Source organism: Nonomuraea angiospora (assembly GCF_014873145.1).
GTDB classification, from domain to species: Bacteria; Actinomycetota; Actinomycetes; order Streptosporangiales; family Streptosporangiaceae; genus Nonomuraea; species Nonomuraea angiospora.
Genome location: NZ_JADBEK010000001.1, coordinates 5537121 through 5562275, shown reverse-complemented (window position 1 = coordinate 5562275; position 25155 = coordinate 5537121). Strand labels below are relative to the sequence as shown.

27 protein-coding genes are annotated in these 25155 nt (G+C 71.9%); 14 read left to right on the top strand and 13 right to left on the bottom strand.

From position 1 onward, the window contains the following. Positions 1 to 7: 7 nt before the first annotated feature. The 9 genes from H4W80_RS25170 to H4W80_RS25130 form a co-directional block, all read right to left on the bottom strand. Positions 8 to 1324, bottom strand: a complete 1317-nt coding sequence (locus H4W80_RS25170) for a lipopolysaccharide biosynthesis protein (RefSeq protein WP_192787352.1) — start codon at positions 1322 to 1324, stop codon at positions 8 to 10. After that, on the bottom strand, positions 1317 to 2120 hold the full coding sequence (locus H4W80_RS25165) for a polysaccharide deacetylase family protein (RefSeq protein ID WP_192787351.1): 804 nt from the start codon (positions 2118 to 2120) through the stop codon (positions 1317 to 1319). The genes H4W80_RS25170 and H4W80_RS25165 overlap by 8 nt, the downstream gene beginning before the upstream one ends. Next, entirely contained in the window at positions 2117 to 3058 is a 942-nt protein-coding gene (locus H4W80_RS25160) for a glycosyltransferase family 2 protein (RefSeq protein ID WP_192787350.1), read from the bottom strand. The genes H4W80_RS25165 and H4W80_RS25160 overlap by 4 nt, the downstream gene beginning before the upstream one ends. Positions 3059 to 3069: 11 nt before the next feature. Further along, complete coding sequence (locus tag H4W80_RS25155; RefSeq protein ID WP_192787349.1) at positions 3070 to 3903, bottom strand: glycosyltransferase family 2 protein; 834 nt, start codon at positions 3901 to 3903, stop codon at positions 3070 to 3072. 141 nt (positions 3904 to 4044) lie between these two features. Then, on the bottom strand, positions 4045 to 5052 hold the full coding sequence (locus H4W80_RS25150) for a GNAT family N-acetyltransferase (RefSeq protein ID WP_225965245.1): 1008 nt from the start codon (positions 5050 to 5052) through the stop codon (positions 4045 to 4047). Positions 5053 to 5171: 119 nt separating this feature from the next. Continuing rightward, positions 5172 to 5534: a hypothetical protein gene (locus H4W80_RS25145; RefSeq protein ID WP_192787347.1), complete on the bottom strand. Its 363-nt coding sequence runs from the start codon at positions 5532 to 5534 to the stop codon at positions 5172 to 5174. A gap of 287 nt (positions 5535 to 5821) precedes the next feature. After that, entirely contained in the window at positions 5822 to 7360 is a 1539-nt protein-coding gene (locus tag H4W80_RS25140) for an RNA polymerase sigma factor (protein WP_192787346.1), read from the bottom strand. Positions 7361 to 7478: 118 nt separating this feature from the next. Continuing rightward, positions 7479 to 9125, bottom strand: coding sequence for a substrate-binding domain-containing protein (locus H4W80_RS25135; protein WP_318787046.1), 1647 nt, complete (start codon positions 9123 to 9125; stop codon positions 7479 to 7481). Between the two features lie 294 nt (positions 9126 to 9419). Continuing rightward, positions 9420 to 10058, bottom strand: coding sequence for a cation diffusion facilitator family transporter (locus H4W80_RS25130; RefSeq protein ID WP_192787345.1), 639 nt, complete (start codon positions 10056 to 10058; stop codon positions 9420 to 9422). Between the two features lie 117 nt (positions 10059 to 10175). On the opposite strand from H4W80_RS25130, the gene H4W80_RS25125 reads away from it, so the two are divergent. From H4W80_RS25125 to H4W80_RS25110, 4 genes are all read left to right on the top strand, one after another. Next, positions 10176 to 10994, top strand: a complete 819-nt coding sequence (locus tag H4W80_RS25125) for a DUF4184 family protein (protein ID WP_318787045.1) — start codon at positions 10176 to 10178, stop codon at positions 10992 to 10994. After that, entirely contained in the window at positions 10987 to 11799 is an 813-nt protein-coding gene (locus H4W80_RS25120) for a TrmH family RNA methyltransferase (protein WP_192787343.1), read from the top strand. The genes H4W80_RS25125 and H4W80_RS25120 overlap by 8 nt, the downstream gene beginning before the upstream one ends. A gap of 76 nt (positions 11800 to 11875) precedes the next feature. Continuing rightward, positions 11876 to 12670: a cyclase family protein gene (locus H4W80_RS25115; RefSeq protein WP_192787342.1), complete on the top strand. Its 795-nt coding sequence runs from the start codon at positions 11876 to 11878 to the stop codon at positions 12668 to 12670. A gap of 13 nt (positions 12671 to 12683) precedes the next feature. After that, complete coding sequence (locus H4W80_RS25110) at positions 12684 to 14087, top strand: MmgE/PrpD family protein (RefSeq protein ID WP_192787341.1); 1404 nt, start codon at positions 12684 to 12686, stop codon at positions 14085 to 14087. 30 nt (positions 14088 to 14117) lie between these two features. Here H4W80_RS25110 and H4W80_RS25105 read toward each other — a convergent pair whose 3' ends face one another. Further along, positions 14118 to 14393: a hypothetical protein gene (locus H4W80_RS25105; protein WP_192787340.1), complete on the bottom strand. Its 276-nt coding sequence runs from the start codon at positions 14391 to 14393 to the stop codon at positions 14118 to 14120. Between the two features lie 103 nt (positions 14394 to 14496). Between H4W80_RS25105 and H4W80_RS64630 the strand changes: the two genes are divergently transcribed. Beyond that, positions 14497 to 14805 carry a patatin-like phospholipase family protein gene (locus H4W80_RS64630; RefSeq protein WP_378525597.1) on the top strand — a complete coding sequence of 103 codons (309 nt, stop codon included), beginning with the start codon at positions 14497 to 14499 and terminating at the stop codon, positions 14803 to 14805. A gap of 77 nt (positions 14806 to 14882) precedes the next feature. Continuing rightward, positions 14883 to 15257 carry a DUF4267 domain-containing protein gene (locus H4W80_RS25095; protein ID WP_192787339.1) on the top strand — a complete coding sequence of 125 codons (375 nt, stop codon included), beginning with the start codon at positions 14883 to 14885 and terminating at the stop codon, positions 15255 to 15257. 9 nt (positions 15258 to 15266) lie between these two features. On the opposite strand, the gene H4W80_RS25090 is transcribed toward H4W80_RS25095, so the two are convergent. Further along, complete coding sequence (locus H4W80_RS25090) at positions 15267 to 16319, bottom strand: LacI family DNA-binding transcriptional regulator (RefSeq protein WP_192787338.1); 1053 nt, start codon at positions 16317 to 16319, stop codon at positions 15267 to 15269. Positions 16320 to 16393: 74 nt separating this feature from the next. Between H4W80_RS25090 and H4W80_RS25085 the strand changes: the two genes are divergently transcribed. The 7 genes from H4W80_RS25085 to H4W80_RS25055 all read left to right on the top strand — a co-directional run bounded on the left by H4W80_RS25085 (position 16394) and on the right by H4W80_RS25055 (position 23545). Further along, positions 16394 to 16573: a hypothetical protein gene (locus H4W80_RS25085; protein ID WP_185067740.1), complete on the top strand. Its 180-nt coding sequence runs from the start codon at positions 16394 to 16396 to the stop codon at positions 16571 to 16573. Between the two features lie 52 nt (positions 16574 to 16625). Continuing rightward, complete coding sequence (locus tag H4W80_RS25080; RefSeq protein ID WP_192787337.1) at positions 16626 to 17141, top strand: hypothetical protein; 516 nt, start codon at positions 16626 to 16628, stop codon at positions 17139 to 17141. Between the two features lie 470 nt (positions 17142 to 17611). Further along, positions 17612 to 18265 carry an MBL fold metallo-hydrolase gene (locus H4W80_RS25075; RefSeq protein ID WP_318787044.1) on the top strand — a complete coding sequence of 218 codons (654 nt, stop codon included), beginning with the start codon at positions 17612 to 17614 and terminating at the stop codon, positions 18263 to 18265. A 96-nt stretch (positions 18266 to 18361) separates the two neighbouring features. Continuing rightward, entirely contained in the window at positions 18362 to 19804 is a 1443-nt protein-coding gene (locus tag H4W80_RS25070) for an ABC transporter substrate-binding protein (protein WP_192787336.1), read from the top strand. Beyond that, positions 19801 to 21801 carry an ABC transporter permease subunit gene (locus tag H4W80_RS25065; protein ID WP_225963651.1) on the top strand — a complete coding sequence of 667 codons (2001 nt, stop codon included), beginning with the start codon at positions 19801 to 19803 and terminating at the stop codon, positions 21799 to 21801. Before H4W80_RS25070 ends, H4W80_RS25065 begins: the two co-directional genes overlap by 4 nt. Continuing rightward, on the top strand, positions 21798 to 22775 hold the full coding sequence (locus H4W80_RS25060) for an ABC transporter ATP-binding protein (RefSeq protein ID WP_192787335.1): 978 nt from the start codon (positions 21798 to 21800) through the stop codon (positions 22773 to 22775). The genes H4W80_RS25065 and H4W80_RS25060 overlap by 4 nt, the downstream gene beginning before the upstream one ends. Beyond that, complete coding sequence (locus H4W80_RS25055; protein WP_192787334.1) at positions 22772 to 23545, top strand: ATP-binding cassette domain-containing protein; 774 nt, start codon at positions 22772 to 22774, stop codon at positions 23543 to 23545. The genes H4W80_RS25060 and H4W80_RS25055 overlap by 4 nt, the downstream gene beginning before the upstream one ends. On the opposite strand, the gene H4W80_RS25050 is transcribed toward H4W80_RS25055, so the two are convergent. Further along, on the bottom strand, positions 23507 to 24343 hold the full coding sequence (locus H4W80_RS25050; protein ID WP_225963650.1) for a D-alanyl-D-alanine carboxypeptidase family protein: 837 nt from the start codon (positions 24341 to 24343) through the stop codon (positions 23507 to 23509). The genes H4W80_RS25055 and H4W80_RS25050 overlap by 39 nt on opposite strands. 101 nt (positions 24344 to 24444) lie before the next feature. Between H4W80_RS25050 and H4W80_RS25045 the strand changes: the two genes are divergently transcribed. After that, positions 24445 to 24654, top strand: a complete 210-nt coding sequence (locus tag H4W80_RS25045; RefSeq protein ID WP_192787332.1) for a YegP family protein — start codon at positions 24445 to 24447, stop codon at positions 24652 to 24654. Here H4W80_RS25045 and H4W80_RS25040 read toward each other — a convergent pair. After that, on the bottom strand, positions 24631 to 25149 hold the full coding sequence (locus tag H4W80_RS25040; RefSeq protein WP_192787331.1) for a DedA family protein: 519 nt from the start codon (positions 25147 to 25149) through the stop codon (positions 24631 to 24633). The genes H4W80_RS25045 and H4W80_RS25040 overlap by 24 nt on opposite strands. Positions 25150 to 25155: the final 6 nt, after the last annotated feature.

The window sequence follows — 25155 nt, the reverse complement described above, 5'->3', positions numbered from 1 at the left end:
TTGACCATCATGCGGCCCCGGACGACCCCTGGGTGACAACGGGCGTACGGGTTTCGCCGAACTTGAGAATTTTACGTAGATTCCCAAAGATCAAAACTGCCACGAGAAGCTCGCTGAAGAGCAACCCGTACCCCACCGCGTTCACACCGGTGTAGGGGAACAGCGCGACGGTGGACACCAGCACGAGCACGGCCAGCCCGATCTGCACGGTCGCCAGCGTGCGGGCCCGGCTCTGCGCCCGCAGCGCGCTCAGGTAGACCTCGATCAGCACGCGCGGCAGCACGGCCAGCGACATCAGCCGCAGCAGCGTCGTGCCCTCGTCCGCGAAGGCCGAGCCGAAGACGGTCAGGATCAGCGGCGCCGCGAGGATCGCCACCGCGATGATCGGGGTGACGATCATGAAGGCCCGCCGCAGCGCCCGACGGCAGTTCTCGGCCAGTTTGGCACGGTCGAAAGAGCCCTCGACGGTCAGCGAGACCGCCATGTTCATGGCCAGCAGCTCGATCATGCTCGCGAGCGTGTGCGCCATCGAGAAGCGGCCGAACGTGGCCTCGCCCACCTGCGTGGCGATCACCACGGGCACCAGGTAGACGATGCCGAGGATGGACAGCGTCCCGGGGAAGTCCCCAGCTAGGAACCTTCCAATTTCGCGCAGGCGAGGAGGCTCCTGGCCGGGGTCGCTCTTCTCCACGTGTCTGGGCACCACGACGGCGAAGATCAGCCAGTTGACGGGGATCAGCGCGAGCGCGGTCGGGATGACCCACGAGACGAAGATCCCGCCCGACGGCAGCGCGCCGGCCAGCGCGACCAGCAGCCCCATCTTGACGATGCCGAAGACCAGGTTGTTCAGGGGCACGAACGTGGCCCGCCGCAGCCCGGTCAGCACCACGTCCTGGAGCGTGAAGACGGCCCACACCAGCACCGACGCCAGGAAGAACAGCCCGGGCCAGAAACCGCTCAGCACCGAGTACGTCTTGCCCCACATCGGCAGCGTCAGCAGGAAGCCGAGGGCCGCGACCCCGCCCGTGGCGGCGGCCAGGCCGTACCCGCGCAGGGCCAGCTCGGGGGTGCGGCGCCCGGCGACCGGCAGGAAGCGGGCCAGCGCGCCCACGAACCCCAGCGCCGTCAGCGACGCGAACAGCCGCATCGCCGTGATCACCGCCTGGCCACGGCCGAACTCCTCCGGGGAGTAGAGGCGGGCGGCCAGCAGCCAGTAGCCCATGCCGAGCACGCCGGTGACCACGGTGTTCGCCATGAGCGCGTAGCCCTGGCGGAACAGCGGGTTACGGAGGTCGTGGAGGATCTTCCCCCAGACGCTAGACATTTCCGCGCACCCGCTGCAGCCCGTACCTCGTCCTGCGCACGACCGCGTAGCCCTTGGTGAGGATGCGTTCGCGCAGGTAGATGAGGGGTACGGCGTTGCCTTCGACGGCGCGCTTGAACATGCTGATGGTCGTGTGCTTGCCGACCGTCAGCCGGGGGATGGCGAGCATGTCGTGCCGGTCGGCGGCGATCGTGTTGCTCACGGCGCAGGCGGCGAAATAGCCGGCCTTGCGCACCTCGCGGCGGACCCTCGCGCTGGAGTAGCCGTAGGGGTAGGCCATGGTGGCGACCGGCGCGCCGATCTTCTCCTCCAGCAGGCCCTTGTTCCTGCGCAGCTCCTGCCGCAGGTCATCGATGCGGAGCTGGTCGAGCTGCGGGTGGCTGTGGCTGTGGCCGCCGATCTCAATGCCGGTCTGGGCGATCTCGCGGGCCTGGCCCCAGGACAGCATGTCGTCCAGCGGCCGGCCCGCCGCGTCCTTGCCCGCGTCGGACACCCAGCCGCTGGTCAGGAAGACCGTGGCCGGGAAGCTGTAGCGTTCGAGCAGGGGCAGGGCGTGGCTGTGGAAGTCGGCGTAGCCGTCGTCGAAGGTCACCACGATCGGCTTGTCCGGCATCGAGCGGCCGTTGTTCTGGTTGAGGGAGGCCACGAGGTCGGCCAGGGTGAGCGGGGTGAAGCCGCTCTCCGACAGGTACGCGAGCTGCTCGGCCAGGTCCGAGGGCCGCACGGAGTGCGGCTTGGTCTCGTCGTTGGGCGTGTCGGTGACCGAGTGGTACATCAGGATCGGGATGCGGGTCATGATCGTGCCGCCTTCAGCCGTACGGAGCCCACCACGTAACCCCAGGTCGTCCAGGCCAGGCCGATCACGATCGCGGCGGCCCGGCCGAGCCCGCCCACGTCGCCGCGCACGGCCTCACCGACCCCGCGCAGCGCGCCGAGCGGCAGCGTCTTGAGCGCGTGCGCCCGCTCGCTGGCCAGCCCGTCCTGGGTGCCGACCTCCTTCGTCACCAGGGCCTTCGACAGCCCCTCCGCGTAGCACCTGGATCTGAAGTAGGCGAACCGCTCGCGCTGCTTGGACACCTTGTGCCCGATCACGGCCCGCGGCTCGAACAGCATGACCGAGCCGGGCTTGCGCTGGCTCAGCCGGATGCAGAACTCCGTCTCCTCGCACCCCAGCGGACGCGACTTGCGCCCCTGCACGCTGCGCCCGATGCCGCTGTGGAACCCGCCCACCTCGGACACGACGTCGCGCAGGAACGCGGCGTTGCCGCCCATGACGTTGCGGATCGGCGCGCGTACCTCGGGCATGCCGCGGTAGGTGCAGCCGACCGTCCAGTCGAACTCGTACGGGAACCACCGCGGGCGTCGCTGGGACGCCCACAGCGGATCCGTGCGGCCCCCGACGCCCACCACACCGGATTCCTGGAAGCCCTCCTCCAAAGCCTCCAGCCATCCGGCGTCGGCGACCGCGTCGTCGTCGAGGAACGCGACAATCTCACCGTTGGCCGTGGCCACGCCGGTGTTCTTGCCTCCCGACAGCCCTTTCTCGTGCGTGTTCTCCACCACAATGGCCTGCGGATACGCGCGCTTGAGCTTGAGGTGCAGGTCGGGGTTGTGGTCGACCACCAGGATCAGCTCGTGTGCCGGGCGGGTCTGGTTCTCGACCGACTCGATCGCCTGCCTGATGTCCTCCCACCGCTCCTCGGTGTAGACGCAGATGACAACAGACGTGTTCACAGCGTTCCTTCTTAAGCGACGCCTCGGTCAGCGGCGGGAGTGGCGGTCGGCTCAGGCTGAGCGGGAGCGGGCTGGCGACGCCACTCCCTCAGGATGGTCTTGAGCACGCGGAAGCCATCTCGTACGGCGTGCAGGTTGCTCTCGCCGTGAATGCGGTTGCGCTCGTGGCTGGGCACCTCGTGCACCTTCAACCCGGCCTTGGCCGCGCGCACGTTCATCAGCGTCTCCACCTCGAAGCCGTCGCAGTCGAGGTTGAGCGCGTCGAGGTGACGGGCCCAGAAGGCGTTGTAGCCGTAGCACAGGTCGGTGTACTTGGTGTTGTACATGACGTTGACCATGCCGGTGAGAATCTTGTTACCCAGCCGCCGGTTCAGCGTCAGGTCGTCGCTGCCGCCGCCGGAGGCGTAGCGCGAGCCCTTGACGAAGTCGGCGCCCGTCACCAGCGCGCCCACGAAGTTGATGATCTCGCGGCCGTCGGTCGAGCCGTCGGCGTCGATCATGACGATGATGTCGCTCGTGCACGCGGCGAAGCCGGCGGACAGGGCGTCACCCTTGCCCTTGCCGGTCTGCGTGACGATCTTGACGTTCGGCCGCAGTCGCTTGGCCACGGCGACCGTGTCGTCGACGGAGTTGCCGTCGACGAGCACGATCTCGTCCACCCACTGGGGGATGGTGGCGAAGACGTGCGGCAGGTTCTCGGCCTCGTTCATCGCCGGCACCACGACGCTGACCGTCGGTGAAATGGCCAGGTGCGGCGTGACGGGCGTGAAGCTCGAAGGGGGCGGCATCGACCGCAAGGGCGAGGCTTGTAGCTTGCCGTTGTGCTTGGCTATCTCGGGACTCATGGCGAGGGAAATCCTTCCGGGACCCCGCCCTGCTGCGGTCCGGTCGCGGCCACCCCCGGGTGCTGCGGGAATGGCGAAGCCGGTGAACGGTGCATTGAAGGGTCCTGTGCTGTGAGGGTGTCTGCCGGGACTTGGGAGTGCTCAGCGCGCTCCCGTTGGTTCTTTGACTACTCCGTTGGGTGGCTCCTGCTGCTGCATCGAGGTGCGCACCCGACCGAAGCCCTTGAGGACACGGTCGGCCGCCCTATAAAGAGACGGTCGGTCCATGACAATTGTTCGGGCTTTGTTGAAAGGAGTTCGGCCCATCCAGTGAACGGCCGCGGCGGCGGACGGTCGCGAGATGCGGCCTTCGGCAACGTACAGGACCCCGCTCTTCAGCCAGTCTTTGTACTCCTTGCCGCCCTTGCCCATGTCCACCATGTGCAGACCGTCGTTCGCGGCGGCCTCGGCCATCTGCAGATGATGGACGATGCCCGGCGAATAGCGGCCGAACTCGGTGTCGTAGGCGGGGAACCACCCTACAAGCGTGGTGGCCGTGCGGAGGCCGAAATGTCCGGCTACCGGGACGTCCCCGGCATAAAGCATGGTCAGGACGCCCGCGAAGTCCGATGACTTTTCGGCATGCATCATGTCCGTCAATTCGACGATCCACGGCTGGGCGAACCTGTCCACCCGGCCAGTTCTCCGATACTGGTCGGACTTCCAGTTGAGCAGCGTGCGGAGCACCTCGGGGTCGGCCGAGGCCCACTCGAAGCGCAGCTCGCCCTGCTCCCTGCCGAGCTTGCGCTCCTTGTAGCGCACGGTCTTGAGGTTCTTCGGGGAGTTGGACTTCACCTGCTCGATCCAGGCGTCGAACCCGGCGGTGAAGTCCATCACCGGCGCAGGCCGGACATCCTGCTCGTACGGGGAGAAAGTGGGCTGCCCCGCGACCAAGTGGTCGAAGTCGAACACGCTGAGCTTGCAGGCCCGCAGCAGGGCCTTGGCGTCGAGCTTCAGGTCCGGGCCCGCGATCAGGCCGTGGCACGTGGTGAGGAAGCCGCCGAGCGGCTTACCGATGCCGAAGCTGTGCCGCTCATGCGGGAAGAACCCCACGATGCCGCTCTGGTCGGAGATGACCGCCACCCTCACGTAATCGCGCAAGCGGTCCATCGCCACGGCGAACTCGACTGACAGGAACGGGTTGTCCAGACTCGGGTCGGCCTTCTGCAGCTCCCGCCATCGTGCCCGCTCGGAGTCCCCGAGCTCTCTGGGCCGAACTACCTGGATGTTCACCTGGCCCCCTGTTGGGTCTGCATGCTCTTCCCCCGGTACAACACGCGAAGCACGTACATGAACCCTCCGAGCACGGCGACCGTCGCGACGCCCGCCCGGGGCGACCACGCGCCGAAGAGCAGCATGGCCTGAGCGAGGAGCACGTTCAGCACGAGACTTGCCGCGGCTCCTACTGATAGTGCGGCAAGGGGGTCACGATCACGCAACAGTCCCACCACTGCCGCCCCTGGGACGACCAGAAGGAACAGAGAGATCAAGAACGGGCGCAGGGGCGTCTCTATGTCGAACAGCGCGATGACCGCCCCCGCTATGCAGGCGAGCGCCACCAGCCAGGCCAGCGCTCTCCGGTGCTTGAGCATCTCCCTTTTCTCTCCTGCTTCTGCTGGTTAAAGCACGATTGATCGCAGTTCATGGGACCAATCCGCGCCAGGACACGTCAATGCCGACGCTTGAGGGCGCATCCCGGTTTACCGGCAGGCAGATATTTCTCGTGTGACGTTCAACACACGGTCAAGTGACACCGGCCCGGACGTCGCCCCCAAGCACACCAGAATGCCCTATGTGACCGAGGTTCTTCGAGCCAGGGTCCGATTTATCCCGGGTTTGTTGGCAAGAAAAGTTGATCTACTCTCGCTTGGCGTCCGTTTTACCCCTCCAGCGTCTCCGAATTCTCGGCCGACGTGGTTACGGAGGGTGACGGAGTGGGCTCGCTGGAGTTCGTCGGCTCGTCGGTCGGGTCGGCCGTGTCGGGCCCGTCGCCGTCCCAGGACAGCGAGCAGCTCGCGCTCCCGCCGTTCGAGGTGAAGGCGACGCGGCCGCGGCCGGCGGCGTTCGGGTCGACGATCGTGACCCAGATCGCCACCGACCCGCCCGCCTTGATCGACCCGCTCGCGGGGAACACGTCCAGCCCCTGCGAGGCGGTCGCCACCCACGAGACCGCGGCGTTGCGCGCGCCGAGGCCGATCTTGGCCGCGCCGTCGATCGCCTTCGGGCAGGAGGTGCGCAGCCGGGCGGCGGGCGCGGGCCTGCGGCGGGTGGGCGTCGGCCCGGCGGCGTGCCGGGCGCTCGGCCGCTCGACCGGGGTGGCGCGGGTGGCGGGCGTGCGGCTCGGGGTGGGGGTGGGGGCCGGCGTGAGCTCGTCCTCCTCCGGCGAGGGATCGGGCGCCGGGCTCTCCTCGCCCGGGTCGAGCGAGACGGCGGGGGAGGAGGGGGAGGGCGCCGAGCGCAGGGGAGTGCCGGTCGAGACGTCGCGGCCGTTGATCACGACCATGGCCCCCGTCACGGCCAGCACGCACGCGCCCGCCAGCAGCACCGGCGCCAGGCGGCGCGGCCTGCGCCGCCGCGAGCGCGGCTCGACGGCCACGGGGAACCCGGTCCGGTCGAAGCTGTCACCGCGATCGGTGATCAGCGTGCGGGCCTGGTCGCGCTCGGGGTTGACGCACGTGTCGATCACGCGGCGGCGCAGCGAGATGGGCGGGAAGGCGACCGGCACCAGGTCCAGGAGCTTGGCCGCCGAGACCTGCCGGTGCCGGCCCTCGGTGCACACCTCGCACCCGCTGATGTGGCCCGACAGCCTCCGCCGCAGCAGCGGGGTGAGCGGGCCCTCGCACCCGTCCAGCATCGCCGACAGGTCGGGGCAGTGCGCCCGGCCCGTCCTGGCCAGCACCACGGCCGCGGCGGCGTTCTCCAGGTGGTCGCGGGCCCTGGCGAGCCGGCCGGCCGCCTGCCGCGAGGTCAGCCCGAGCGCCGCGCCGACCTCGGCCGGGGTCAGCCCGTGGCGCAGCGACAGCTCCAGGACCTCGCGCTCGTTCCTGCTCAGCTCGCCCAGCGTCTCGTGGACGAGGTCGGTCAGCTCGGAGTCCTCCTGCGCCTCCAGCTCGGGCAGCGGCACGCCGTCCACCGGGGTCCGGCGCGACATCCTGGCCCGCACCTGGAACCTGGTCAGCGCGTACAGCCAGGCCCGCATCCTGGCCGGCTCCTTCAGCCGGTGCACGCACCCCTGCGCCGTGACCAGGGCGTCGTGGACGGCGTCGGCGGCGAGGTCCTGGGCGAAGGAGGCGGCGTAGTCGTGCAGCCGCTCGCCGTAGGAGTCGTACAGCTTGGCGGGAGCGTCGGTGTCCGCGCGCCGCAGAGCCTCGACGAGCTCATGATCCTCAGCGCGACCGACGGACGGCCATCCAGGCACGAATTCCTCCCCCGCGGGTAGAACGGGCACTCAAGCCCCACGCGGAGAGGACGCGGCCTCATTCTGACGGGTTCGCCCCTTATGCCCATCGGGCATAAGGGTGCACCTTTACCGGGTCTCAGCCGTCGCAGCCTGGCATGCAGAGGCGGCGCTCCATGCCCTGGAGGAAGAAGTCGCGCACCTGCAGGACGTTCTTGGCGATGTACGCCTCGCCGCCCGCGGCCTTGGCCAGGGCGTCCATCTGCTGCTTGCCCTTCTCGGCCTCCGGGCCGAAGGCGATGAGCAGGATGCTGATGGGCCGCTTCGGGTTGTAGGTCTTCTTCAGGAACTGCAGGATCTCGCTGTTCTTGACGCCGCCGTCCGGGTCGTCGTTGCCGGCGCCGTCCGTGAGGACCAGCAGCGTGTTGATCTTGTCTTCCTGGTACGTCTTCGTCAGCTGCGTGTACGCGGCCTTGATCGTGTCGTTCAGCCCGGTGTCGCCCGTGGCCTTGGCCTGGATCGAGGCGAACGCCTTGCCCAGCATGTCCTTGCGCAGCGTGCCGTTGACCGACTCGCTGACCGGACCGAGGGAGACGAGCTCCTTCCAGTCCTTGCCCTGTCCGTCCAGATGCGTGGAGAACGTCCACAGGCCCAGCTCGGAGTCGGCGGGGAACAGGCCCAGGCCCTCGGTGGCGATCTTGTTGATGGCCTGCATGCGGGTCATGCCCGTACCGGGGACCGGCAGCGCCATCGTGCCCGAGACGTCGAGCAGCGTGAGCAGGCGGCTGCCGAGGTTCAGCCTGGACCAGGTCTGCACCATCCTGGCCACGGTCTTGCCGTCCGGCGGCTCCAGCGCGGTCGGGGTCTCCTGCTTGAAGCCCTTGTCCGTCGCGAGCACGTCGCCCGCCTTGCCGTCCGTGCTGCGGAAGCCGGCGTCGCGCAGGGCGTTCTTGGCCGACTCCGTGGCGAGGTCCTGCTTGAAGTCCGCCGCCGCCTTGAGCACCGCCGGGTCCTTGGTCAGGACCGTGACCGGGTAGTCGAGGTTGAGCGTGCCTTCCTTGGGATAGAGCGCGACCACCGGCGCTTCCGGCTTCTTCGCGTTGTGGGAGTAGATGGCCTGCTCGGAGGTGACGCCGATGGGCACCCTGCTGCCGGACTTCACGGTGAGGCTGGCCAGCAGCGCCGTGGGGTCGGAGGCGAGCTGGCCCGACAGCTCCTTCATCGCGCCCACCAGCGCCTTGTCCAGCCCGGCCTCCTTCGCCGTGCCGGCGGCGGCCAGCAGCGCGGCCAGCCCGGCGGAGTTCTTCTGCGGGTCGAGGGCGAGGACGCGGACCTTCTTGCCCGGCCCGTCCACGTTGGCCACGTTCGCGGCCGAGATCATGGCGGCCCAGCTCGGCTGGAGGGCGCCGCTCAGCTTCGACGCGAACGACTTCGCCGTCGCCAGCACCACGGGCGAGGTCGCGATCGACCCCTCGATCTGCGGCAACGCCTGGCCGGCCGGGGTGTTGCGCAGGCTCTCCATGAGGAGGCTGGAGTCCGCCACCCAGAAGTCCGCCTTGGCCTTGCCGGCGGCCACCGCGTTCGCGGTCCTGGCCGCGGCCTCCTTGGCCACCGTCACCTCGACGCACTTGCTGTCGATCGAGTGCATGGCCTTGTTGTAGTTGCCCGCGATCTTGTTCAGCGCGGGCTGGATGTCGGGCGTCGCGACGACCCGCAGGGCCAGCTTGCCGCCCGAGCAGTCGTGGTCGCGGTTGAAGATCACGAACGCGGCGACACCGAGGAGCACGGCCAGCGCGACGGCGCCGGCCAGCGGTACGAGAACCCGGCCGCGACTGTTCGACCTTCTGCGGGCCGGGGGTTCGTGCGCTCTGTATCCGCCATCAAGCTCGTCTGTGCGGTGTCGCCCCACGATGTCCTCTTAGGTGTGCTTGAGACCTTCCGGAGACCCTAGCGGGAGATGCTCCGCAATACTCCGGGAACGATACTCGGTGTGGCGAGTGCGGGAAAACAGCCGTTTTGGTGCGGCGATTACCCTGTGTGGGCGGTGTTGGCCGCGTGCGTGACGGTTTACGAGAGATCTCTAATGGCAGCAGTGATGGCCGTGCCAAGCCCGGGTCCCCTCCCGTACGGCGACCGCCGCCAGCGCCACCGCCACGACCGGATCGACCCACCACCACCCCAGCGTGTTGAGCCACAGGCTGGCCAGCACCCCCGCCGCCATGGCCGCGCAGATGAGGTTCTGCGTCCCCTCGCCGGACGTGGCCTCCGAGGCCAGCCGCGCGCCGAGCCGCCGCTTGGCGATCCCCAGAGCCGGCATGCTGACCAGGCTGAACGCCGTCACCACGATCCCCAGCACGCTCGGCGTGGACCGGTGCCCCGCGTCCAGGTCATGCGCCACGTGCAGGACGAGGTACGGCGCGAGCAGCCAGAAGCTCGCCGCGACCGCCTTCCTGGCGGTGTTCTCCGCGCTCGGCGAGAGCGTGCGGGCGCCGGTGAAGCGCCACACCACGATCAGGCTGGCCGCCGCCTCCACGAGAGCCGACAGCCCCCAGCCGATCAGCGCCAGCGAGTGGGCCGCGAAGCCGGCGGCCAGGCCGAGCGTGCTTTCCACGCTCAGCCAGGCCAGCGTGGCCACGGAGAGCGACCGGGCGGTGCGGGCTGCGCGCAGCCAATCGGCTGACGCGGCCGGACGCTCATGAATCCGCTGGTCAGGCACCATGACCCCTCGCACTCCCGGCTATCCGGCCGTCGACAGCGATACGTACCGTACCCATTACAGAGGGTAGCGTAGTGTCGTCCGGGCAAAGATTGGTCAAGCTTGCCCGCATAATGAGCGTTGATCGCCAGGTCGCGAAGGTTGCCCGGAACGCCGAGGGAGGGCCGGTTGCCGTTCACGCCCAGTCATATGGCCGCGATGGTGCCGCTGATTTCGTCACAGCGCGTACGCAGGTTCGCCGATCCGTGGGCGATGGCGTTGGGGGCGATGGTGCCCGATCTGCCGATCTTCCTGCCGTTCCTGCCCGACTACGGCAACTGGCACTCCTGGCTCGGCGTCGTCACCATCGACCTGGCCGCCGTGCTGGTGCTGCTGCCGCTCTTCCACGGCCTCCTCAGGGACCCGCTGATCTCGCTGCTCCCGCCCTCGCTGGCCGGCCGCGCCGCGCTCCTCGCGCCGTCCCGGCTCCGGCTGCTCCCCATGGCGGTCGGGGGCGTGATCGGCGCGGCCAGCCACGTCCTGTGGGACTCCTTCACCCACTCCACCGGCCCCGTGGAGTGGGGCGGCTGGCTGGCGGTCTCGGTCATGGGCGTGATCAGGCTCTTCCGGCTGCTGCAGTACGTCTCGTCCGTGATCGGCCTGGCCATCGTGGTGTGGTGGGCCTGGCGCGGCCTGTCCCGGATGGCGGCGGCCCCCGTACCGGAACGCCTGCGGATCAGCCCGCGCGTGCGCGCGGCCGTCATGGCGCTGTGCTCGATCGGGACGGTGGCCGGCGCGTTCCTCTGGCCCCTCGTGGACGAGCCCGTCCCGCGCCTGGGCCTGCCCAGCGTGATCACCAAGACGGGCGCCGGCACGGTGATCGGCCTGTGCCTGGTGCTCGCCTGCTACGCGGCGGTCTGGCAGGTCAGGCGGCGCATGGCAGTATCGGAAGGTGCTTGAGTACGTAACCGACGCCGACGACCCCCGCCTGACCGACTACACCCGGCTTCGGGACGTGGAGCTGCGCAAGAGCCTGGAGGCGTCGCGCGGCCTGTTCCTGGCCGAGGGGGAGAAGGTGATCAGGCGGGCCATCGGCGCCGGCTACCCGATCCGCTCGGTCCTGACGACGCGCCGCTGGCTGGCCTCGCTCGAGGACGTCCTGGGCGACGCGACGGTCTATGTGGTGAGCGACGAGATCATGTCGGGCATCGCGGGCTTCCAGGTGCACCGCGGCGCCCTCGCCTCGATGGAACGCCTCCCGCTCCCCGCCGTCGAGACCCTGCTGAAGGGCGGCGCGCGGCGGCTGCTCGTGCTGGAGGACCTGGTCGACCACTCCAACATCGGCGCCATCTTCCGCAGCGCCGCCGCCCTGGGGGTGGACGGGGTCGTGCTGTCGCCCCGGTGCGCCGATCCGCTCTACCGGCGGGCGGTGAAGGTGTCGATGGGGGCGGTGTTCTCGATCCCGTACGCGCGGATGGACGACTGGTTCGGCGGGCTGGCGCAGCTCAGGGAGGCGGGCTTCCAGACCCTGGCCCTCACCCCGGACCAGGCGGCGACGCCCTTGGACACCGTCGAGCTGGCCGAGCGGGTGGCGCTGCTGCTCGGCGCCGAGGGCGACGGGCTCTCCTCCCACTGGCTGCACGAGGCCGACCGGGCGGTGTGCATCCCGATGAGCCGGGGGGCGATGGCGGCGGGCGTCGACTCGCTCAACGTGGTGGCCGCCGCGGCCATCGCCTGTCACGGGTTGATGCGGTCCGCGGGCTGATTGAGCCGGTTTTGTCCGTCTTGTGTACTGTCGAGACGCTGTTTTCATGATCGGAACATAAGGAGAGCCGTCCGAGATGTCCTTGTGGAAGGCGCTGGAAGGGGCGCGTGTCCTTGATCTCGCGCAGCCGATGCGCAAAGGCATGCCGCAGTCACCGAACCACCCCCCGTTCCGGATGGCGCTGGAGCGCAGGCACGGCGACATGGTCAGGCCGGACGGCGGCTCCGCCGCCAACGAGATCATCGTCACCGGCGGCCACGTCGGCACGCACGTCGACGCGCTCGCGCACGTCTCGCAGGAAGGGCTCCTGTACGGCGGGCAGCCTGCGGCCGAGGTGATGTCGCACGAGGGGTTCGGCGCGCTGGGCATCGACGCCTTCGAGCCATACGTGGGCCGGTGCGTCCTGCTCGACGTCGCCGCCGTGCACGGCGTGGACACGCTGCCGGCCGGCTACGAGATCACCGCCGACGACCTGTCGCGGGCCGCCGGCGATCTGGAGATCCGCGAAGGCGACGCGGTGCTCGTCGGCACCGGCTGGTCGCGGCTGTGGTCGTCGGCGGAGGAGTTCGTCGGCCGGCGGGGCGGCGTCCCAGGCCCGGGGGTCGAGGCGGCGCGCTGGCTGGCCGAGCGCCGGCCGCGCGTGGTGGGCGGCGAGTCCATCGCCTTCGAGCACATCGCGCCCGGTCGCGGGCACGCCACGCTGCCCGTGCACCGGATCATGCTGGTGGAGTCGGGCATCAACATCGTGGAGACCATGCGGCTGTCGGAGTTGCTGGACTCGGGGGCACGCGAGTTCGTGCTGGTGCTCAATCCGCTGCCGGTCGTCGGCGCCACCGGCGCCCCCGTCCGTCCGCTCGCCGTGATCGACTGACCTGGGAGGGACCATGACAACCCATGTCCAGCGGCTGGCCGAGTTCGCAGCCGCCTGCCGCGACAAGGGCGTTCCCGACCGGGTGCGCGACGACGTGACCGGACGGGTGCTCGACGTGCTGGGCAACTGCCTGGCCGCCTACGCCGAGCCGGACGGCGACGCGGGACCGCCCGTGCTGCGGGCCGTACGCCGGTGGGGCGGCGTCGAGGAGGCGAGCGCGATCGGCAGCGGCGACCGGCTCCCCGCCCCGGCGGCGGCGCTGGTCAACGGCACGCTGGCGCACGCGCTCGACTACGACGACACGCACCTGCCGTCGGTGCTGCACCCGAGCGCCTCCGTGGTGCCCGCCGCGCTGGCCGTCGCCGAGGCGACCGGGGCGAGCGGCGCCGCGCTGGCCGCGGCGATCGCGGCGGGCGTCGAGGTGTGCAACCGCCTCGGGATGGCCTCCTACCTGCCTGAGGCGCGCAACTCGCTCTTCTTCGAGAAGGGCCAGCACGCGACGTCCATCTGCGGCACGCTGGGCGCCGCGGTCACGGCGGGGCTGCTGTTCGACCTGACGGCGGACGGCATCGCGCACGCGGTCGGCGTGGCGGCCAGTATGGGCGCGGGCGTGATCGAGGCCAACCGCACGGGCGGGACGATCAAGCGGGTCCACTGCGGCTGGGCCGCGCACGCGGGCGTCTCGGCCGCGGTGCTCGCCCTGGAGGGCGTGACCGGGCCGCCGACCGTGCTGGAGGGCCGGTTCGGGTTCTTCCAGGCCTGGCTCGACGGCCGGTACGACGACGCGGCGCTGCTGTCGGACCTGGGCGAGCGGTGGGAGCTCCTGCGCACGGTCTACAAGCCCTACCCGACCAACCATTTCACCCACCCGGCCATCGACTGCGCCCTGGCGCTGCGGGCCGGCGGCCTGTCCCCGGACGACGTCGAGGACATCGAGCTGGGGGTGCCTGCCCCGGTGCTGCGCACGATCGCGGAGCCCAGGGAGGAGAAGACCGCCCCCAGGTCGCCGTACCACGCGAAGTTCTCCGGCCCGTACACGGTCGCGGCGGCGCTGCACGGCGGCGGCGGGCTCGGCCTGTCCCTGGACGACTTCGCCGCCCTGTCCCCGGAGCGGCTGGAGCTGGCCGAGCGGGTGCGTTGCGTGGCCGACGAGCGGGCGTCGGAGATCTTCCCCCGGGCGTTCGCGGCGGTGCTGCGGGTACGGCTGCGCGACGGCTCGACGCTGGAGCACCGCGTGGACTCCTCGCGGGGCGGGCCGGAGCACCCCTTGACGGTGGACGAGCTGGGGGTCAAGTTCCGCGCCAACGCGGGACGGGCGCTGCCGCCGGACAAGGTGGACGCCCTCCTGACGGCGGTCGGGGACCTTCCCTCGGCGCCTTCGGTGACATCACTGCTCCGGCTGACCGTCGCCGGGTGAAGTTCACGGTGGTGAGTGGCGTAGCGGGGCTCAGAGCCAGTCGGGGTGGCCGCCGGCGTCCTGGGTGACCGGCCGGCTGGTGACGGAGCAGCCGTCGGCGGTCTCCCTGATGCGCCGTTCGAGCGTCGGGACCAGCCCGTCCGTCGTGATGAGCGTGAGCTCCCAGACGGTGGTCCCGTGGCGCGAAGATGGCACCTCGGCGATGTCGATCGAGGCCGCCAGGCCGGCGCTGAAGATGCCGTGCGCCAGGGCGGCCGCCCTCTCGTCGCCCTCGACCGTCGCTCGCACCTCGATGAATTCCGCCATGGAGCTGTCCTCCTGGAGGGGTGTGAGGGCAACCTTACCTACGTGACCCCCGGTCGGTAACCGGTTTCCCGCGGCCGGGCCGGACTCGACCGAAGGAGTGCGGATGGCGAGAGCGGTGGTTCTGGGCGGTGGCGGGGTGCTGGGGATCGCCTGGGAGACGGGCGTCCTGGCCGGGCTCGCCGCGAACGGCGTCGACCTGCGGGAGGCGGATCTGGTGGTGGGCACCGTCTGTGCCGGCACGGCGGGCCCCGGCGTACGGCCGCCTGCCACGATCGGCGGGCGCCGCTACATCGACGGCGGCATGCGCTCGCCCGCCGGCGTCAGCCTCGCCGCCGCCGCGCGCCGGCCGCCGAACTGGGCCGGTCGCAGCCGAACGCCAAGGAGGTGGCCCGTCTGGCATGACGGCTTCTAGCGGCGCTAGACATTGAGTCATCGCTAGTCTAGCGTTGCTAGCACTTCTACCGATGACTCTCGTTTGGAGCGCACAAGATGGTCACCACCGCTTATGTGATCGCAGCCCTGGTCGGCCTCGCCCTTGTGGTGATCAGCCTGCGTTTCTTCCTCGTCCCCGAGGCCGCCGCCAAGGGGTTCGGCGTGCCGGGCTCGGCCTCGGGCATGGACGCGGGCGCGTACTTCTCCGTCAAGGCCGTCCGTGACCTCGGCACGGCCCTGGCCATCTTCGTCCTGATCGCCGTGGCGGACGCGCACACGCTGGGATGGGTCTTCCTGGTCATGAGCGTCATCCCCGTCGGTGACGCGCTCATCGTGGCCAGGCGTGGCGGCCACCCCGGCATCTCGTGGGGCGTGCACGGCGGCACCGCCCTGGTCAGCATCGCGGCGGGCGCGCTGCTCCTCCTGGGGTGACCCGGTCCGTCAAGCGCCCGCCGGGGGAGCGGTCGAGGCGCGGACGATCAGCTCGTGCGGGAACACCAGCCGCTCCGGCTCCGCCGCGGTCCCCGATAGCAGCAGCCGCCCCGCCGCCGCTCCCATCTCCTGCTTGGCCTGCCGGATCGTGGTGAGCCCCGCCTCCTCGGCCGCGCTGTCGGAGAACCCCACCACCGACAGCTCCCCGGGCACCTCCAGTCCCAGGTCCGCGGCGGCGTCGAGGACCCCCAGCGCCAGCACGTCCGTGTTGGTGAGGATCGCCGTGGGGCGCGGGTCCCGCCCCAGCAGCGCGTGCCCCGCCTTCTTGCCGGCCTCGCGGGAGTTGCGCGCCACCTCGTAGAACGGCACCCCTGACCAGTCGATCCCGGCCTCCTCGCACGCCTGCCGGTAGCCGCCGCACCGCCGCCGCATGGCCTCGAACACCGCGCCCTCCTGGCGCTCCGGCGAGGCCCAGCCGGTGTGGCCGTCGTCGTGCAGCCCGACCATGGCCACCCCGATCCGCCGGTGCCCGAGCTCGAGCACGTGCCGCGCCGCGGCCGCCGCGGCCGCCGGCTCGTCGGTCCCCACGAACGGATGCCCCGGCACGTACGGCTCGTCCACCATCACGACGGGCAGCTTCCTGGCCAGCACCTCCGCCAGCGCCGGATGCCCGTCGGGCAGCGACATCACGCAGAACGCGTCGACGACCGCGTCCCTGACCGTCTCGCTCCGCCGGTCGCCGTGCGGCAGCGGCAGGATGAGCAGCCCCACCCCCGCGTCCTCGGCCGCCGTCGCCAGCCCCTGGAAGAATCCGATCGAGTACGGGTCGGCGAACGCGTACGCCAGCGTCTCGCTGAACAGCAGCCCGAGCGCCCCCGCCCGCCCCAGCCGGAGCGATCGCGCCGTCGGGTTGGGCCCCGCGTAGCCGAGCTCGTCGGCCACCTCCATGATCCGGCGGCGCAGCCCGTCGCTGAGCTGGTCGGGCCGGGAGAACGCGTAGGACACGGTGGCCCGGGACACGCCCAGCCGGTCGGCGATCGTCTGCAGTGTCACCCTGGCCATCGTCCCACCGTACCGAAGAGAGCTTGCCCGGCTTGTCTTAATCGATTAAGGTCTTAATTGATTAAGGAGGGTATATGGACGCCATGCAAGTTCTCGCTCACCAGACCGCGATGGGCTACCGGGAGTCGCTGGGCGAAGCCCTGCCGGGCGCGCCCCGGCGGCCGCACCGCGCGAGGGCCAAGGTGCGCGTGCGGGTGGCGCACTCGCTCAGGTGGACCGCGGATCGGCTGGATCCGGCGTGCCGTACCGCGTGATGCAGCACACTGTGAGGGGTTGATTACGTACAGCGGCCCATGGGGAAGGCTCATGTACCTGGACTGGATCATCGCGATCGTCACCTCGGCCCCGGCGGGCCTCCCGGGCCCCGCCCTGACCTGCGTCGTCGCCACGCCGTCCGAGCGACCGCTGGCCTTCACGCCGCGGATCGGCCTCACGCCGCGGCGCGTCGCCGCCCGGGGGAACCTCCAGCTCACGGGCTGCACCTCGCCCGACGGCTCGGCCGCGTCCCTGCGCTCCGGCTGGGTCACCGTCAAGGCCGGCGCGGTGGCCTCGTGCGCCAGCGCCCGTGATGTGCGCGGGAGTGCCGTCATCACCTGGTTCGGCGGGGACGGCCGGCCGGTCGGCACGTCGAGGCTGCGCATCAAGGCCGACCGGCTCGCCACCCAGCATCCGGCCGACGCCCTGCTCGCCGGCACCGTCGCCGCCGGCGCGCTCAAGGGGGAGCGCGTCCGCGGCGGCCTCTCACCGGCGGCGGCCCTCCTCGGCTGCGCCACGCGGGGGACGAGCGCGCTTCCCGGGAACGGCAAGATCACCTTCGGCTGAACCGGCCCTTTCGCGGGTCCCCTGGCCCTGGGAGGTCCCTCCGGGGGCTCCCAGGGCGCCGCTCGTAGCCCGCGTTTGTGGCGTGGTCGCGGAGATCTAGGCGTCGCGCCTGCTGGTCGCCGCGTGGGCGTGTCGGGCGGGGGGCTGATCTCCGCCCGCGTGCGTCTGTCGGCCGCCACCTGTGGCGCGGGCGGGTCTGGCCGGGGTCGCCGCCGCAGGTTGCCGTCTACGGTCGCGAGACGTCGCCGCTGCGAGCCGCTGCCTGCGTCCGCGGCGAGCGTCGCCAGGGGAGCGTCGCCAGGGGAGCGTCGCCAGGGGAGCGTCGCCAGGGCAGTGCCGCGAGGGCAGTGCCGCGAGGGCAGTGCCGCGAGGGCAGCGCTGTCTATGGCCGAGGGGCGCCGTATGCGGTCGTCGCGGCTGGGTTGCCGACTGCGGGCGCGTCGTGGGGGTGGTCGTCGGGCAGGGGAGTGGTGGCGCTCGCCTCCGTGGCGGTGCTCGGTGATGGGCTGCAGGGCGGGGGGGTGACGGTCGTGTGGTTGCGGTTGGTCGGGGTCGGTGCGATGAACTCGCCGCGCTACCGCCCCGCCGGGCTGCTGGTCGGCTGGCGCGGGCACCGTGTCCTGCTCGACGGGGGTGGCGACGCCGCGGCCGGTGAGCGGCTCGACGGCTGGCTGGTCTGCGATGAGCGGGCCGAACTGATGCCCCAGATCCGCCGCACGGCGCGGGCGCTCGGGTTGACCGCCGCGGTGGCGGCCTTCGAGGCCGCGGGCGTGGAGATCGTGCCGCTGCCGGTCACCCACACCTCGCACCCCACCTACGGCTACCTGATCAGGAGGGCGGGGGCGCAGGTCGTCTGGGCGCCGGAGTTCTGGGTCTTTCCGGACTGGGCGGCCGGGGTGGACCTGATGTTCGCCGACGCCGCCGGATGGGACCGGCCGATCCGCTTCGCCGGGGGCGTGGGCGGGCATGCGAGCGTGCTCCAGGTCGCGCGGGAGGCGCGCGATCAGCGGGTGGGGCGGCTGGTGTTCGCCCATGTCGGCCGCCCTTCCATCCGGGCGATCGATCGGGGTGAGCGGCTGCCGTTCGGGGAGTGGGGCGTCGAAGGGCGCGCCTATCGGGTGTGAATATGGAAACGGTTATCATGTGCTAGTGTCTCGTCCCACTCATTACCCCTGAATTTGGGACAATCCGTGCACCATCGCAGCTTCTGGCTTGCCCTCATGACCGTCCTCTCCGTGTCCGCGTGCTCCGCCCCGGCGGGCGGGCAGAGCACGGGCCGGATCAAGGTGGCGATGCTCCAGCCTCCGCGTTCCGGCCTGTCACCCTTCAGCGACGACGCCTTCAAGCTCTCCCGCTGGTCCACCGCCGAGACCCTGGTCAACCTGGACGAGAGAGGCGACGCGCGACCCGCCCTCGCCACCGCGTGGACCCGTACCTCCGAACGGACCTGGGAGTTCACCGTCCGCGACGGCGTGACCTTCCACGACGGCAGCCGGTTGACCGCCCAGGTCGCCGCCGGCGCGCTGACGCGCGCCACCCGGGCCACGCCCAAGCCGCGCATCCTCGACGGCGTCGAGCTGACCGCCAGGGCCGAGGGCGGCAAGGTCGTCGTGACCACCCGCGAGCCCGACCCGCTGGTCCCGCACCGCCTGTCCTCGCCGCAGCTGGCGATCCTGGCCGAGCGCGCGTACGGCGCCGACGGCAAGGTCGATCCGGTCGGCACCGGGAGCGGCCCGTTCAAGCTGGTCAAGGTGAACGGCACCACCACCGCCACCCTCGACCGCCACGACGGCTACTGGGGCGCGAAGGCCAAGGCGCCGGGCATCGACGTCTCCTTCGTCCCGGACGGCGCCGCCCGCGCCGCCGCCATCCGCAGCGGCGAGGCGCACATCGCGGAGGCGGTGCCGGTCTCGCAGGCCGCGCTGCTGGCGAAGGAGACGATCAGCGAGGTGCCGATGCCGCGCACCAACACCCTGTACCTGAACACCGCCAAGGGGCCGTTCAAGAGCCCCGGCCTGCGCGCCGCCGCACGCGCGTCCATCGACGCGGGACAGCTCGTGCGGGGGGTGTACGAAGGGCGCGCCGACGTGGCCTCGGGCCTGCTGGGGCCCGCCCTGCCGTGGGCCGCCGAGGGGCGCGGGAGCCTGGGGGAGCGTACGGCTCCCGCGAGCGCGAAGGGCGTGGCGATCACCCTGGCCACCTACTCCGACCGGGCCGAGCTGCCCGAGGTCGCCTCCGTGCTGCAGCAGCAACTCCGGGGCGCGGGGTTCGCGGTCGAGCTGGTGGTACGGGAGTACGCGCACATCGAGGAGGACGCGCTGGCCGGGAAGTTCGACGCGTTCATCCTCTCCCGGGCGACCGTGCTCGACTCGGGGGATCCGGTCGCGTACATGCAGGCCGACTTCACCTGCGACGGCTCCTTCAACCTGGCGCGCCTGTGTGACGAGGACGTCGACCGGGCGGTACGCGAGGCCGCGGCGGCGGACGCCGGTCCCGCCAGGCACGCGGCCACCCTTGAGGCCGAGGCGGCGATCCTGCGTACCGACGCCGCCATCCCGATGCTGCACGAGCGCGTGATCCAGGGCGATGCCACCACGGTGCTGGACTCGGCCAAGGACCCGCGCGAGCGCGTCCTGATCACGGCGGAGACCCGCCTCAAATGACCGGATTCCCCACGCGCACCGACGAGCCGCCCGCACAGGCCCGGACGACGCGCCTCCGCAGGCTGCTCTCGCGCACCGCGGCGACGCGCGTTGGCGGGGCGTTCTTCTCGCGGGGTGCGGTGACGCGCCTCCGCGGGCTGTTCTCGCGGGGTGTCGCGCTCGTTGCGATCGTCGTCGTGGTCGGGCTGTTGCCCTGGTTGTCCGGTCGTGATGCCGCTCTGTCGCTGCTGCGGGCCCGTTCGGCCGAGCAGGAGCCGACGGCCGAGGCGTTGGAGGCCATCCGGCGCGAGCTGGGCCTGGACGGCGGTCCGCTGCCGCTGCTCGGCGAGTGGCTGGGCGGCGTCCTGCGCGGCGACTTCGGCCGCTCGTGGGCGGACGGCGGCGCGGTGCTGCCCTCGGTGCTGTCCGGCCTCGGCGTCTCGCTGACGTTGATGGCCGCCGCGCTGGCGGTGACGCTGGCACTGACGTGCGCCCTGTGCGCGCCCACCCTGGTGCGCGGCGCGCGGGGCACCCTGCGGGGCGGCGGTACGGGGGCGGTGGCGGCGGTGCTGGGGGCCTTGCCCGAATTCCTCATCGCGACGGTGCTGCTGGTGACGTTGTCGGTGTGGCTGGGCCTCCTGCCGCCCTACGGCTGGCAGGAGCCGCGGCACCTGGTGCTGCCCGCGTTGGCCCTGGCCATCCCGGCGGGCGGGGTCCTGGGGCGGCTGGTGGACGACACGCTGCCCGCGGCCTTCGCCGAGCCGTGGGTGGGGCTGTGGCGTTCGGCGGGCTGCGGTCCCGGCGTCATCGCGCGGGCGGCGCTGCGCCGTGCGCTCCCCGCGCTGGTGCCCCAGCTCGGGCTGGTCGCCGTGGGGCTGGCGGGAGGGGCGGTGGCCGTCGAGACGGTGTTCGCGGTGCCCGGCATCGGCCGGACCGCGCTCGGCGCCGCGGAGGCTCAGGACCTTCCGCTGCTCCAGGCCGCGGTGCTCGCCCTGGTCCTGCTCGGGGTGCTCGCCGGGATCCTGGCGAGCGCCGCCCGGCACTGGATGCTCGGCCCCGGCCTCCGCGACGCCGCCCTCTCACTCCCCGCACCGGCCATCGGGGGAGGCCAGGGCAACGGCGACCGGAGAGGTGGTGGCGGCCGAGATGGTGGCGGGGGAGGTAGCGGCGGCCGAGTCGGTCAAGGTGGTGGGCGCGGTGTTGGTGCGCGATTGTGGCGGCTGGGTGCGGTTGCGCGTAATGCCGCGGTGGGCGGGAGCAGGTGGGTCGGGCCGGTCGCCGGCGTGTGCGGCGGCGTGCTGACGGTGGCCGTCGGCTGGGGGCTGCTGCTCGACCCGCTGGCCGTGGACGTGGCCGCGCGGCTGGCCGGGCCGAGCTGGGACCACCCGCTGGGCGCCGACGCCCTGGGAAGGGACGTGCTGGCCAGGGTGGGCCATGGGGCCGCTGCCACGCTCGGCGTCTCCGCGCTGGTCTGCGCCGGCTCGTACGTCATCGCCCTGACCGCCGGCCTCCTGCCCGGACTGGCCTCCGGCGCGGCCGAGGTGGCCAACGCCGTGCCGCCGGTGATCGCCGGGATCCTGGTCGCGGCGGTGCTCGGGCCCGGCACGGCGGGCGCGTCCGTCGCGGTGGCCCTCGTCTCGTGGCCCGCGCTCGCGGCCCACGCCGCGGCCCTCGTCTCCGAGGTCCGCGCCGCGGCCCACCTGACCGCCCAGCGCGCCATCGGCTCCCCGCCCGCCTGGATCCTGACCCGCCACGTCCTGCCCGCCGTCGCGGGCCCGGTCGCCAGGCACGCGGTGCTGCGGCTGCCGGGGATCGCGCTGGCCATGGCCTCCCTCGGCTTCCTGGGCCTGGGGGCCCAGCCGCCCGCTCCGGAGTGGGGCCTGACGCTGGCCGAGTCGCTGCCGTACGTGGAGCGCGCGCCATGGGCGGCCCTGGCGCCCGCGGGGATGCTCCTGCTGCTGGCCGCCCTGGCGGTCTCGCTCTCGACGGCGGGCCGCCGGATCGGGGGTGCCGCATGACGCTGCTGCGCGTACGGGAGTTGCGGGTCGGCGTGGCGGGCACGGAGGTCGTACGGGGGCTCTCGTTCGACGTGGCCCAGGGCGAGACGCTCGCCGTCGTCGGCGAGTCCGGCGCGGGCAAGTCGCTGACCGCTCGCGCCGTGCTCGGGCTGCTGCCGCCCGGCGCGCGCATGTCCGGCAGCGTGCGCCTGGACGGGCGGGAGCTGTCCGGCGCGCCCGAGCACGTCTACCGGCAGGTACGCGGGCGGCGGATCGCCTTCGTGCCGCAGGACGCGCTGTCGGTGCTCAGCCCCGTGTACCCCGTCGGGGACCAGCTCGCCCGCGCCGTGCGGCGGCTGGGCCGCAAGCGGGCGTGGGAGCGCGCGGTGGCCGCGCTGGAACGGGTCGGCATCCCCGACGCCGCGCGGCGGGCCCGCGCCTACCCGCACGAGTTCTCCGGCGGGATGCGCCAGCGGGCGGTGATCGCCATGGCCACCGTCAACGACCCCGCCCTCGTGGTCGCCGACGAACCGGCCACCGCGCTGGACCCCGTCGTCCAGACCCGGATCCTCAGCCTGCTGACGGAGCCCCGCGAGGGCACGCGACCGGCCGTGCTGCTGGTCACGCACGACCTGGGGGCGGCGGCCGCGTACGCGGACCGCGTCCTGGTCATGTACGCGGGACGGCTCGTCGAGTCGGGCCCGGCCGGCGCGGTGCTGCGCGGGCCGCGCGCCCCCTATACCGGCGGCCTCGTCGCGTCCCTCCCGCCGCGCGAGGTGACGGGCCGGCCGCTCCCGGCGATCGCCGGTTCGCCGCCCGCGCCGGGTGCGCTGCCGCCCGGGTGCGCCTTCGCCCCCCGCTGCCCGGCCGCCGCCGGCGTCTGCCACGAGCGGGAGCCACAGCCGCAGGAGGCCGGGGAACGCAGGCTGGCCGCCTGCCACCGGCTCGGCGAGTTGCCCGGCCCGGCCACCGATCTCTACCGGGAGCCCTCATGACGACACCGCTGCTGGAGGTGCGCGATCTCACCGTGCGTTACCCCACGCCGATCCTGGCGGTGGACCGCGTCTCGTTCACCCTGGCCGCCGGCGAGACGCTCGCCCTGGTCGGCGGGTCGGGGTCGGGCAAGTCGAGCATCGCCGCCGCCGTCCTGATGCTGCGCAGGCCCGAGGCGGGCTCGGTGCGCTTCGAGGGCCGCGAGCTCACCGCGCTCGACGAGCGCGCCCTGCGCCCGCTGCGGCCCGCGCTGCAACCGGTCTTCCAGGACCCGTACGGCTCGCTCAGCCCGCGCCTGCGGGCACACGACGCGATCGCGGAGCCGCTGCGCGTCCAGGGCCGCTGGGACCCGCTGACCGGCCCCGCCCGGGTGCGGGAGCTCCTCGACCTCGTCCGCCTGGATGCCTCGCTCGCCCGGCGCAGGCCGTACGAGCTGTCCGGCGGGCAGTGCCAGCGCGTCGGCATCGCCCGCGCCCTGGCCTGCGAGCCCAGGCTGCTCGTGCTGGACGAGCCCGTGTCGGCGCTGGACCCGTCCGTACGGGCCGGGATCGTCAACCTGCTCGCCGAGCTGCGCGACGAGCTGGGGCTGGGCCAGCTGTTCATCGGTCATGACCTGGCCCTGATCCGGCACGTGGCGCATCGCGTGGCGGTGCTGAGCCAGGGTCGGATCGTCGAGACCGGTCCGGCCGGTCAGGTGTGGGCCGCCCCCGCCGACCCGTACACCCGCGAGCTGCTAGCCGCCGGCGATCTGCTCGCCCGCGTAGTCCAGTAGCCGCTCGGCCGTCTCGAAGCGGCGCTCGTTCTGGTCGCCGAGCAGCACGCCGACCACGCGCTTGCCGCCCCGCTCCCCGGCGAACAGCAGGCAGTAGCCGGCGGCGCGCGTGTAGCCGGTCTTCACGCCGAGCACGCCGTCGGCGCGCGAGAGCAGCTTGTTCGAGTTGCGCCAGGTGTGGGCCCGGTGCAGCGCGGTCTTGGCCACCTTGTGCACCTTGGCGCCCGTCACGGCCGCGAAGGTGCTGTCGTCCAGCGCCCGCTCCGCGAGCTTGACCTGGTCGACGGCCGTCGAGTAGCCGCCGTTCCCCGGGGTGGGCAGGCCGTCGGGGTTGGTGTAGCGGGTGTCGGACAGCCCGAGGGCGCGGGCGGCGCGGTTCATCTTGGCGACGAACGCCGTCTTGCCCGGGCCGTAGCGCCGCGCCAGGGCGTTGGCCGCGTCGGCCCCCGACGGCAGCATGAGGCCGTAGAGCAGGTCCCTGACCGTGAGTCGCTCGCCCTTCTTCAGCGCCGCGGTGGTCGCGCCGTTGCTGGTCGCGTGCTTGACGTCGGTCGCCGTGATCGTGATCGTGTCGCTCAGCTCGGCCTCGCGCAGCACGACGTACGCCGTCATGACCTTGACCAGGCTGGCGACCGGCACCCGGCGAGTCTCGCGCTTGCCGAAGTGGATCGTTCCCGCCGAGTCGACCACGTACGCCGACTTGGCCCCGACCTCCGGCGCGTCCGCCGCCGCGGCCGGGGAGGCGACCCCCACAACCAGCGCGAGTACGGCGGAGCCAATGAAACCCCCAATACGCATGGCAATCATGTTGGCAGGAGATCAAGGGTCCGTTTGCCTAACTACGCCATAAAGCCAGATCAGATGGGGGTAAATCAATGCCAGGTTAGAGAGGAGCGGCCGTGGCGGGCAGGTTCGTGATCAGTGAGGACGGGCAGGGCGGGTTCCGCTTCGCCCTCGTGGCGAACAACGGGCAGACACTCGCGGTGGGCGAGGGCTACCCGAGCAAGGCCGCCTGCGTGAACGGCATCGAGACGGTGCGCAGGAACGCTCCCGAGGCCGTCATCGACGACCGGACCGGGCGGGGCCTAGGAGACCAGAGCCTTCTCTGACGCGGCCGCGCGCCGCTTCCTCCTGCGCCGCACCACCAGCCAGAACGCCGCCGCGACGGCCAGCACGGCCACGACCCCCGCCGTGACGGGCGAGCGCGCGGCCAGCTCCAGCCAGCCCCACACGAGCGCCGCGATGCCGAACCACCAGATCGGCGCCCAGGTCAGGCAGCCCAGCGCGCTGGCGACCACGTACCAGGGGTAGGACACCCGCAGCGCCCCCGCCACCCACGGCAGCGTGTGCCGGAGCATAGGCACCCAGAAGCAGCCGTAGACGGCCAGCGCGCCCCACTTCTCGACGACCTGCTCGATCTTGGCGATGCGCTCGCGCCCCACCCGGGAGCCGACGCGCGAGTCGTAGAGCTTCTCGCCGAGCTTGCGCCCGACCCAGTAGTAGACCTGGAACGCGCCGAACAGGGCGAGGATCAGGATGGCGCCCACCAGCCAGTAAGGCAGACCCAGCCAGAAAGGCCGCGTGGGATCGGCGATGCCGTTCATGCTGCC

Excerpts from the sequence above, each read along its gene's own strand:
- H4W80_RS25170 (WP_192787352.1), bottom strand. The coding sequence starts at position 1,324 with ATGTCTAGCGTCTGGGGGAAGATCCTCCACGACCTCCGTAACCCGCTG.
- H4W80_RS25165 (WP_192787351.1), bottom strand. The coding sequence starts at position 2,120 with ATGACCCGCATCCCGATCCTGATGTACCACTCGGTCACCGACACGCCC.
- H4W80_RS25155 (WP_192787349.1), bottom strand. The coding sequence starts at position 3,903 with ATGAGTCCCGAGATAGCCAAGCACAACGGCAAGCTACAAGCCTCGCCC.
- H4W80_RS25150 (WP_225965245.1), bottom strand. The coding sequence starts at position 5,052 with ATGGACCGCTTGCGCGATTACGTGAGGGTGGCGGTCATCTCCGACCAG.
- H4W80_RS25145 (WP_192787347.1), bottom strand. The coding sequence starts at position 5,534 with ATGCTCAAGCACCGGAGAGCGCTGGCCTGGCTGGTGGCGCTCGCCTGC.
- H4W80_RS25130 (WP_192787345.1), bottom strand. The coding sequence starts at position 10,058 with ATGGTGCCTGACCAGCGGATTCATGAGCGTCCGGCCGCGTCAGCCGAT.
- H4W80_RS25115 (WP_192787342.1), top strand. The coding sequence starts at position 11,876 with ATGTCCTTGTGGAAGGCGCTGGAAGGGGCGCGTGTCCTTGATCTCGCG.
- H4W80_RS25110 (WP_192787341.1), top strand. The coding sequence starts at position 12,684 with ATGACAACCCATGTCCAGCGGCTGGCCGAGTTCGCAGCCGCCTGCCGC.
- H4W80_RS25105 (WP_192787340.1), bottom strand. The coding sequence starts at position 14,393 with ATGGCGGAATTCATCGAGGTGCGAGCGACGGTCGAGGGCGACGAGAGG.
- H4W80_RS64630 (WP_378525597.1), top strand. The coding sequence starts at position 14,497 with ATGGCGAGAGCGGTGGTTCTGGGCGGTGGCGGGGTGCTGGGGATCGCC.
- H4W80_RS25095 (WP_192787339.1), top strand. The coding sequence starts at position 14,883 with ATGGTCACCACCGCTTATGTGATCGCAGCCCTGGTCGGCCTCGCCCTT.
- H4W80_RS25090 (WP_192787338.1), bottom strand. The coding sequence starts at position 16,319 with ATGGCCAGGGTGACACTGCAGACGATCGCCGACCGGCTGGGCGTGTCC.
- H4W80_RS25085 (WP_185067740.1), top strand. The coding sequence starts at position 16,394 with ATGGACGCCATGCAAGTTCTCGCTCACCAGACCGCGATGGGCTACCGG.
- H4W80_RS25080 (WP_192787337.1), top strand. The coding sequence starts at position 16,626 with ATGTACCTGGACTGGATCATCGCGATCGTCACCTCGGCCCCGGCGGGC.
- H4W80_RS25070 (WP_192787336.1), top strand. The coding sequence starts at position 18,362 with ATGACCGTCCTCTCCGTGTCCGCGTGCTCCGCCCCGGCGGGCGGGCAG.
- H4W80_RS25065 (WP_225963651.1), top strand. The coding sequence starts at position 19,801 with ATGACCGGATTCCCCACGCGCACCGACGAGCCGCCCGCACAGGCCCGG.
- H4W80_RS25060 (WP_192787335.1), top strand. The coding sequence starts at position 21,798 with ATGACGCTGCTGCGCGTACGGGAGTTGCGGGTCGGCGTGGCGGGCACG.
- H4W80_RS25055 (WP_192787334.1), top strand. The coding sequence starts at position 22,772 with ATGACGACACCGCTGCTGGAGGTGCGCGATCTCACCGTGCGTTACCCC.
- H4W80_RS25050 (WP_225963650.1), bottom strand. The coding sequence starts at position 24,343 with ATGCGTATTGGGGGTTTCATTGGCTCCGCCGTACTCGCGCTGGTTGTG.
- H4W80_RS25040 (WP_192787331.1), bottom strand. The coding sequence starts at position 25,149 with ATGAACGGCATCGCCGATCCCACGCGGCCTTTCTGGCTGGGTCTGCCT.